Below are 6,562 nucleotides of genomic sequence, written 5' to 3'. Positions count from 1 at the left end.
TATTAATTGATTCTTTCATTTTTCATTCCTCCTGGATTAAATTTGAGAATACAAAAAAGGACTGAAATTATCAGTCCATAAACAACTTTTAAAAAGTATAGGTTTTGGCACTATATTTAATATAAATAGAAATAATTAATAAACTTACTTAAAATTTAAATTTATTATTATTGTTATATTATATGTAGTGCCATTTCCTATACTTTTATGCTTGTGCTTTAGAAGGTAGTAAATCCATTCCTTCCTCTACCATTTCTTTCAATTTTTCTTCTTCTTTCTTTCGCTTAAAATATGTGATTTCGCTAATAACTCGCCTTGTGATATAATCCACTGGCGTATCACTAAACTGAATAAAATCATTTGTGTAATATGTATTCGCTAAGCGTTCCTCACGCTTCAAGCCAATGACAAATTCTTGATTTATGTGGAAAGAGATAAGTTTGTATTTCTTCAAGTTGTCCAAAATCCTGTTTATTGTTCTGACAGGTATTCCGCTTTCCTGTGATAATCCTTCAACTGATACATCATAACCGTTAAACATATCATTCTTCTGCTTCAGGTAACTGTAAATATAGAAACCTGAAACACCAATATTTTTATTTGTCATGCAATAAACAAACACTTCAAAAGGTATCATGTGTGTGTTTCTGACATCAAAGAATGTTCCATCTAATACATCAATATCAGTTGATTCCTCTGTTCTCCACAATCCTTTTACCGGAACTTTAATCTTATAATTTTTGCCATACTTCTCAAAGTGCATTTTTGAAAGGTTTTTATCTGTATCGTCTAAATCACTAATGCAGTCAAAGTTTAATTCATCCCCGTCAAATGTCCATACAAGAGGTATATCGTTTGACGAATAGATGTATCCCATTTCTTGCAGCAACCCTTTATTTTTAATGAGATAGTTAACCTCTGGATAGGTTGGACTGTAACCTAATACCTTTTTAATAAATTTAACATCAATAATGGTTGCCGTTTGTGTGTATTTTGTAAAGCGATAAAGCCAGTTGGTTAAGTAGTAATAAGCATAAGCAAACGGAATATGTGGACTTTTCTTGATGTACTTCTTTAAATCTGAAAATATTTCGTTGGGAATGAACACATCATTTTCATACTCTTGATTAAACTCCAAAATCTTACTTAACTCTTCAAATTTCATTTTAAAACCCCCGAATTTATTTTAAAGTTTATTGGATTTATTATTTTTAATCTGATTACTGTTTGTATTGATCTAGTGCCTTTTGAAGTTCCTCATTGATTTCATATAGAGAAAACATCTTTTTTGTTTTTGGTTCAATCGCCACTGTGATAAATTGAATACCTTTACTGGCCAAAAAGTCCGAAACACGTTTTGAATAGCAAAAGAAATAGTTTTTCATGATTTTTCCTCCTAGAAATAAATAAGGATAGGGAAAGCCCCCTATCCTCTATGTGTATAAGAAACATAATTTTTACTTGTAAATGCCAACGATACCAACTCTGATTTATCCGGTATATACTTTTGTCCAATCCTGTGACCTTCACGAACACATTCTTTGATTAACTTAAATTGTTGTAAAGGTAACTCAAGTTTCCAGTCAAGATGATTTTGAATACCCTCTAAATCAATTCCGGTTTGTAAGTGACCTTCAGCATCTATGTAAATCTTTTCATTCAATCCAAAATGTTTTTGCAGTTCATAAAAATAATTAGGGTTTCTGTTGTTTAGTGTATCCACCAAACTATCGAATCCTAGTGAAGTAAGCCAATCTGTATGTATTTTTTTGAAATGCTCTTTATATGTGTAATGTCCTTTAAACGCTGAATCAATTGCAAGTATGATTTCTTTACCGATTTGACTGTCTGGCAGCGGAATATTATAGTAACTCATTACCATCATGAGTGTGGAAAATGGATATTTTTTATAATAATTTTCGGTGCTAATATTCTTGTAAAGATTCATGTTCATACAATACTTGTTGTATTGACTGTGACTGAATTTTTTACTTACATGGTTATCAAAACAACGGACATTCTTGCTGAAAGCCATATCCACACCAATAAGCGGTAATTCTGTTTTCTTATGACGGTAAAAGTCCTGAAAGTCGTAAAAGTAATTAATATCCCATTTACCGTTTGTCATATCAGTTAATAAGTTACTGGTTAGTAAACTGTCACTGTCGTCACCTAAAATTAAATCATGTTCCAATTGCGTATTTTCAGCCCATGTAGGACATTGATCTTTATAATATTTGTTCATGTTACAAAGTGAAAGAATAACTCTCCCACTTTCCTTCTATGGTAAAGCCCTAAATGATACAACTGTTATTGCAAACAGTTGCCTTCCTCCTTTTAATCCTCAAAAAATTATTACTTCGATTAAAAGAAGGAAGTGGTTATGTTGAGTCGGTCATCCACTTTTTCACCTCCATTTTTCGATTATTTTTTTGAATCAATATAAAAACGGTATCTCTCTATTTTTTTATCTGACATTGAGCAATCGCCTGTTTCGTAACGGCTGATTAATGACTGTGAGCAACCAATAAAACCAGCAAGTTCCTGCATTGTGATTTTCTTTTTCCGGCGTTTAAGCAGGTATTCATCCTTGATATTCATTTCATCCTAAAACCTCCATTCTTAAAATTTATGAGTAAAAAAGAAGAGGATACCGCCTTTTGGCAGTACCCCCATCTTGTTTAATATGTATAGGATTATGCTTGTGTTACTGTCATTACTCCTACACCTTTAGGTGAAGCAACTTTTAGTGTAGCTTCGGCAATTACATGACCTTTAACACTATCGCCAGTTTTAGCAAGTGGCTCGAATCCTGGCTCACGAAGATAAGCAAGGTTAACATATGCATCATTAAATGTAACCATCTTATCAACTGGTACATGCTTAGATAGTACAAAGTTAAGTACACCATAGTTAGTTTCGATAGAATCAACTACAAGACCGAAAGAGTTTGTCTTATGTTGGTAGTTGTAGCGATCCTTATAGATAGTATCAATTTGCTCTTTGATGTCAGCATTTACAAGGGCATAGTATTCACCTTCAGCAATATCCTGATTCCAAAGGTTACGCATTACTTGTTTAACATTATCTTCTGTGACAGAACCAGTTACATTTACGGCATTTGAAGCGTCTGCCCATGAAATCAAACCGCCCATTTGTCGGATGAAAGGAGTGGCAGAACCATCATTTTTAACACCGTTAATAAATTTCTTCTCCATGTTAATTTTAAGTTCAAGCAGTCGGTCAGATACTTCTTCTGCCAACTGATTACGCTTCATTGCGATTGAAGTACCGGAAACACTAGCACCTTTCTTAAAGATTTGAAGAAGGTTGCTGAGTTCAGCCCTTGAGCTCTCGAAAAACTCAGTAGTATCAGCACCTTCAGTAGCAGAAATATCATCAGTTTGATCAAGTGTTTTTGCTCTCCATGTGTAGACAGTGGAAAGAGCTTTCTCAATATTCCCTTTTGCCATCAACATAGAAGTAAGGGGAGTGGATTGCACCCCGATAATAGCGATTTCCCGAGATAGACTAATCTTTTCAGCATTGGTAAAGTTATCAGATGTAAACATAATATATCAATCTCCTTTAATTTTAGTTTTTTACTTAAACAAATTTGCAAGTTTAGATGAAATCATTCCAGTTGTATTCTTGTCCTGTTCAAATTTTGAGTATTGATCTTGTTGCTTGTGATTGTCTGGCTTATAGCCCATTTCAATTTTCATTTCATTTTTCATTTCAGTCATAATATCCTGAAATTGTTCAATCTTTGGCTTTAAGTCCTCAACCTTTTCGACACTAAAAAAATCAGCAAACTTATCAAGTCCGGCTGATTTCAATTCAAGTTGCACCTCTCTTTGAAACAATTCTTGGTGTTTCGTTTCAAGTGCTTTTTCTTCTTCAGTTTTTTCCTTCGGTTTGTATTGCAGCAAGTCATCCCTTTCAGTTTGAATCGGCTGTAATACTTCCGTTTCCCACTTCTGCCTCTCTTGCTGGACTAAATCATCTACTTGCTCTTGACTAAATGTTTCTTCTGCCAATTTTCTAACCTCCTTTTAATGATTAATTAAATTTGATACTCACCGTATCCCTTACGAGAATCGGCTTGTTATTATGTAACCCTCGAAACTCGAAAATAATTTCGGGTTTGTCATCGGGTAGGACATAATCATAAAAATAGACACCGACACTTTCCTTGTCGCTGTCCGATAAAACAAACTGTTCAATTTGTGCTTCGGTATCATCGTAGATAGTCAAAGTAACATCAGTGGGATCAACTGCCTGTCCGCTAAATGACTTAAAATGACATTTAAACCTTACAGTATCGCCTTGATAGGGCATTATGAAATCACCTCCACATAGGAAGGATTGTGAATCTGATATGTATTAGATTGATTCTCCTTCATTTCGATTGAAGAAGGATTCTCAACCACATAAGCATAGCCAGTTATCATATTATTACTGATAGGGAAGGATACATTTACATTTCCGGCAATCGGCTCAATATTCGCCAGTAAGTTATGGAATGTTTTGCTTTTTCGTTCCACACTTGCAGCAATCGGACTAATAAATGTATTAACATTTTCATTTGCCCTTCTGACTGTTTTATTGGACTTTTCAACGGCTGTTTCAATCGGAATGGTATAAGTCCTGACCTCCCTTAAAGTCGCTGAAAACTTGTCTGAAACTGTCTGAATAGTATTCAGGAAGGTTTTTGTTTCTCGGACTGACTTTAAACTCTTGGATATGTTTGATTGGATAGGTAAGGTGAATGAATTAACTGTTACCTGTCCAATCTTTGCAGGTGCATCAGGAACACCAAACACTTGTAAATAAGGATAGTCACCGTTAATAGCCCATGTGTTTGTTAAATCCCAACCTGTATAAGTAGATTGAGTTTTCATTTCGGCGGTTGTCTTGCCTGTTCCACCTGATGAAGTTGTTTGACCGCTTGTTTCTATATCCCAATATGAATTATTTGTAATCCCATTGGATTTACTACCAACCAAACCGCCGACATACGAATCACCTGTTACTTGTCCAGTAGAATAACAATTACTTATAGTTCCTGTAACAATATGCCCTGATAATCCACCCGCACGCCCTAAAGAATTAACGGTTGCAGTAGAATAACAGTTATTAACATCTCCAGCATAAATTTGCCCAATAAGACCGCCGACATGATATTGTCCAGAAACAGAACCAGAAGAATAACAAGTGTCTATTTTATAAGCACTATCAATATTATTTAAATATCCTATAAGCGTACCAATGGAATTATTAGTATCTGCCTCTACAATTGCATCTACTACACCAACATTTTTTATATTGGCACTTTTGACGTAACCGAATATGCTGGAATAAGGGTGATCACCTATTTGTATATTTTTAATCTTATAACCTTTTCCGTCAAAACTTCCGCTAAATGTACTGCTATATGATGTTCCTATCGGCGTAAAACTGCCGAAATTACCCATATCAATATCATTAGTTAACTCGTAATCACCTGAACGATTATTACGGATACTATCTAAATCTTCTGGTGTACTTATTAAAATAGGCATTATAAATCACCCTATACTACTTGTGGTACTTGAATAGAATGAACCACTGTCAATTCATCTTGATCACTCTCAAAAGTAAATGGAGTAAATGATTCAACACTGTAAGCACTCCCGCCAGTTGCCACATTAAAGATAGCACTTGCAGCAAAGGTTTGTGGTGCTGTAATGTCAGTATCACTACCTTTTACAACTACTTGGAGTTTAAGAGTTTGTTCCCCTGCATTGTGAATCCAACTTACACGACTATTCGCAGGAGATAACCTTAAAACTGGATTTCCTGTGTCGTCTTGCAGTTCGATATACTGCCAATTCGCTTGAATGTAATCCCTTAAATCTTGATATGCTTGACTTGTTACCTCTGCCATTATTTAACCTCCTTTAAACTTGTAATTTGATTCTCTAGGCGTTCAATCGCCTGGACAATCCTATCTTGTGCTTGATTTTGCTTTTCAATTTGTGTTATTAGTTGTCTTTCTCGCTCTTTTGATTCCTTTCTTGTATCGACTAAAAGCCAAACGAATAGAACCGCAAATATCCCTTGTGATACAACTAACTCCATTGGAATTGTAGATAAGTCCATAGTAAACACCCCCAACTTAAAAAATATGAGCAAAAAAAGAAGAGTAGGCGTATAGCCCACTCTCAAAAGAAAAATGGAGGTTAAAAATGTATGACACTCGAATCAAACTTAAAGGTGAAGGGAATACCCTTCATTCAATGTCATGGTATGACACTCAATGAAATTTACTCTCCTTCATAAGTACAATTTTTCCGCTATTTGATTCCGGCTAGTCGTATCAAGGGGTTTGGCGCTTTTCTATTTTATAACAATTTCTTTTTATATCTCTTCATAAGTACAGTTTTACACCTGAATCCATGAGATCAATAGTGACGGGTAGTTTGGCGTTTTTAAGAATCAAACAAACGCTTATTAACTTTTTATGTTCCCTCCATAAGTACCAAAAATCCAAAATCCGAATAAGCCCATACATACCAAT

10 protein-coding genes are annotated in these 6,562 nt (G+C 34.7%); all 10 read right to left on the bottom strand.

Annotated elements, in window-relative coordinates; genetic code table 11:
* Nucleotides 1-205 precede the first annotated feature (205 nt).
* The 10 genes from A4U59_RS09940 to A4U59_RS09900 all read right to left on the bottom strand — a co-directional run bounded on the left by A4U59_RS09940 (nt 206) and on the right by A4U59_RS09900 (nt 6,144).
* Nucleotides 206-1,165, bottom strand: a complete 960-nt coding sequence (locus tag A4U59_RS09940; protein WP_066173380.1) for a hypothetical protein — start codon at nt 1,163-1,165, stop codon at nt 206-208.
* Between the two features lie 55 nt (nt 1,166-1,220).
* Complete coding sequence (locus tag A4U59_RS21745; protein ID WP_169823946.1) at nt 1,221-1,385, bottom strand: DUF5659 domain-containing protein; 165 nt, start codon at nt 1,383-1,385, stop codon at nt 1,221-1,223.
* A gap of 41 nt (nt 1,386-1,426) precedes the next feature.
* On the bottom strand, nt 1,427-2,245 hold the full coding sequence (locus tag A4U59_RS09935) for a hypothetical protein (RefSeq protein ID WP_066173377.1): 819 nt from the start codon (nt 2,243-2,245) through the stop codon (nt 1,427-1,429).
* A gap of 179 nt (nt 2,246-2,424) precedes the next feature.
* Nucleotides 2,425-2,601 carry a helix-turn-helix domain-containing protein gene (locus A4U59_RS09930; protein WP_066173374.1) on the bottom strand — a complete coding sequence of 59 codons (177 nt, stop codon included), beginning with the start codon at nt 2,599-2,601 and terminating at the stop codon, nt 2,425-2,427.
* A 95-nt stretch (nt 2,602-2,696) separates the two neighbouring features.
* Complete coding sequence (locus tag A4U59_RS09925) at nt 2,697-3,572, bottom strand: SU10 major capsid protein (protein ID WP_066173371.1); 876 nt, start codon at nt 3,570-3,572, stop codon at nt 2,697-2,699.
* Between the two features lie 30 nt (nt 3,573-3,602).
* On the bottom strand, nt 3,603-4,040 hold the full coding sequence (locus A4U59_RS09920) for a hypothetical protein (RefSeq protein WP_066173368.1): 438 nt from the start codon (nt 4,038-4,040) through the stop codon (nt 3,603-3,605).
* A gap of 22 nt (nt 4,041-4,062) precedes the next feature.
* Entirely contained in the window at nt 4,063-4,341 is a 279-nt protein-coding gene (locus tag A4U59_RS09915; RefSeq protein ID WP_066173366.1) for a hypothetical protein, read from the bottom strand.
* Nucleotides 4,341-5,564: a GLUG motif-containing protein gene (locus tag A4U59_RS09910; protein WP_066173363.1), complete on the bottom strand. Its 1,224-nt coding sequence runs from the start codon at nt 5,562-5,564 to the stop codon at nt 4,341-4,343. Before A4U59_RS09910 ends, A4U59_RS09915 begins: the two co-directional genes overlap by 1 nt.
* 11 nt (nt 5,565-5,575) lie before the next feature.
* Nucleotides 5,576-5,929 carry a hypothetical protein gene (locus tag A4U59_RS09905; protein ID WP_066173359.1) on the bottom strand — a complete coding sequence of 118 codons (354 nt, stop codon included), beginning with the start codon at nt 5,927-5,929 and terminating at the stop codon, nt 5,576-5,578.
* Nucleotides 5,929-6,144: a BhlA/UviB family holin-like peptide gene (locus A4U59_RS09900; protein WP_066173356.1), complete on the bottom strand. Its 216-nt coding sequence runs from the start codon at nt 6,142-6,144 to the stop codon at nt 5,929-5,931. Before A4U59_RS09900 ends, A4U59_RS09905 begins: the two co-directional genes overlap by 1 nt.
* Nucleotides 6,145-6,562: the final 418 nt, after the last annotated feature.

It is taken from the genome of Bacillus marinisedimentorum, from assembly GCF_001644195.2.
In the GTDB taxonomy this organism is placed as follows: domain Bacteria; phylum Bacillota; class Bacilli; order Bacillales; family Bacillaceae_O; genus Bacillus_BL; species Bacillus_BL marinisedimentorum.
This window is presented reverse-complemented; position numbering and strand designations above follow the sequence as displayed.

Bases quoted from the DNA above. Each gene is read 5' to 3' on its own strand.
- A4U59_RS09940 (WP_066173380.1), bottom strand. From the start codon at position 1,165: ATGAAATTTGAAGAGTTAAGTAAGATTTTGGAGTTTAATCAAGAGTAT.
- A4U59_RS21745 (WP_169823946.1), bottom strand. From the start codon at position 1,385: ATGAAAAACTATTTCTTTTGCTATTCAAAACGTGTTTCGGACTTTTTG.
- A4U59_RS09935 (WP_066173377.1), bottom strand. From the start codon at position 2,245: ATGAACAAATATTATAAAGATCAATGTCCTACATGGGCTGAAAATACG.
- A4U59_RS09930 (WP_066173374.1), bottom strand. From the start codon at position 2,601: ATGAATATCAAGGATGAATACCTGCTTAAACGCCGGAAAAAGAAAATC.
- A4U59_RS09925 (WP_066173371.1), bottom strand. From the start codon at position 3,572: ATGTTTACATCTGATAACTTTACCAATGCTGAAAAGATTAGTCTATCT.
- A4U59_RS09915 (WP_066173366.1), bottom strand. From the start codon at position 4,341: ATGCCCTATCAAGGCGATACTGTAAGGTTTAAATGTCATTTTAAGTCA.
- A4U59_RS09910 (WP_066173363.1), bottom strand. From the start codon at position 5,564: ATGCCTATTTTAATAAGTACACCAGAAGATTTAGATAGTATCCGTAAT.
- A4U59_RS09905 (WP_066173359.1), bottom strand. From the start codon at position 5,929: ATGGCAGAGGTAACAAGTCAAGCATATCAAGATTTAAGGGATTACATT.
- A4U59_RS09900 (WP_066173356.1), bottom strand. From the start codon at position 6,144: ATGGACTTATCTACAATTCCAATGGAGTTAGTTGTATCACAAGGGATA.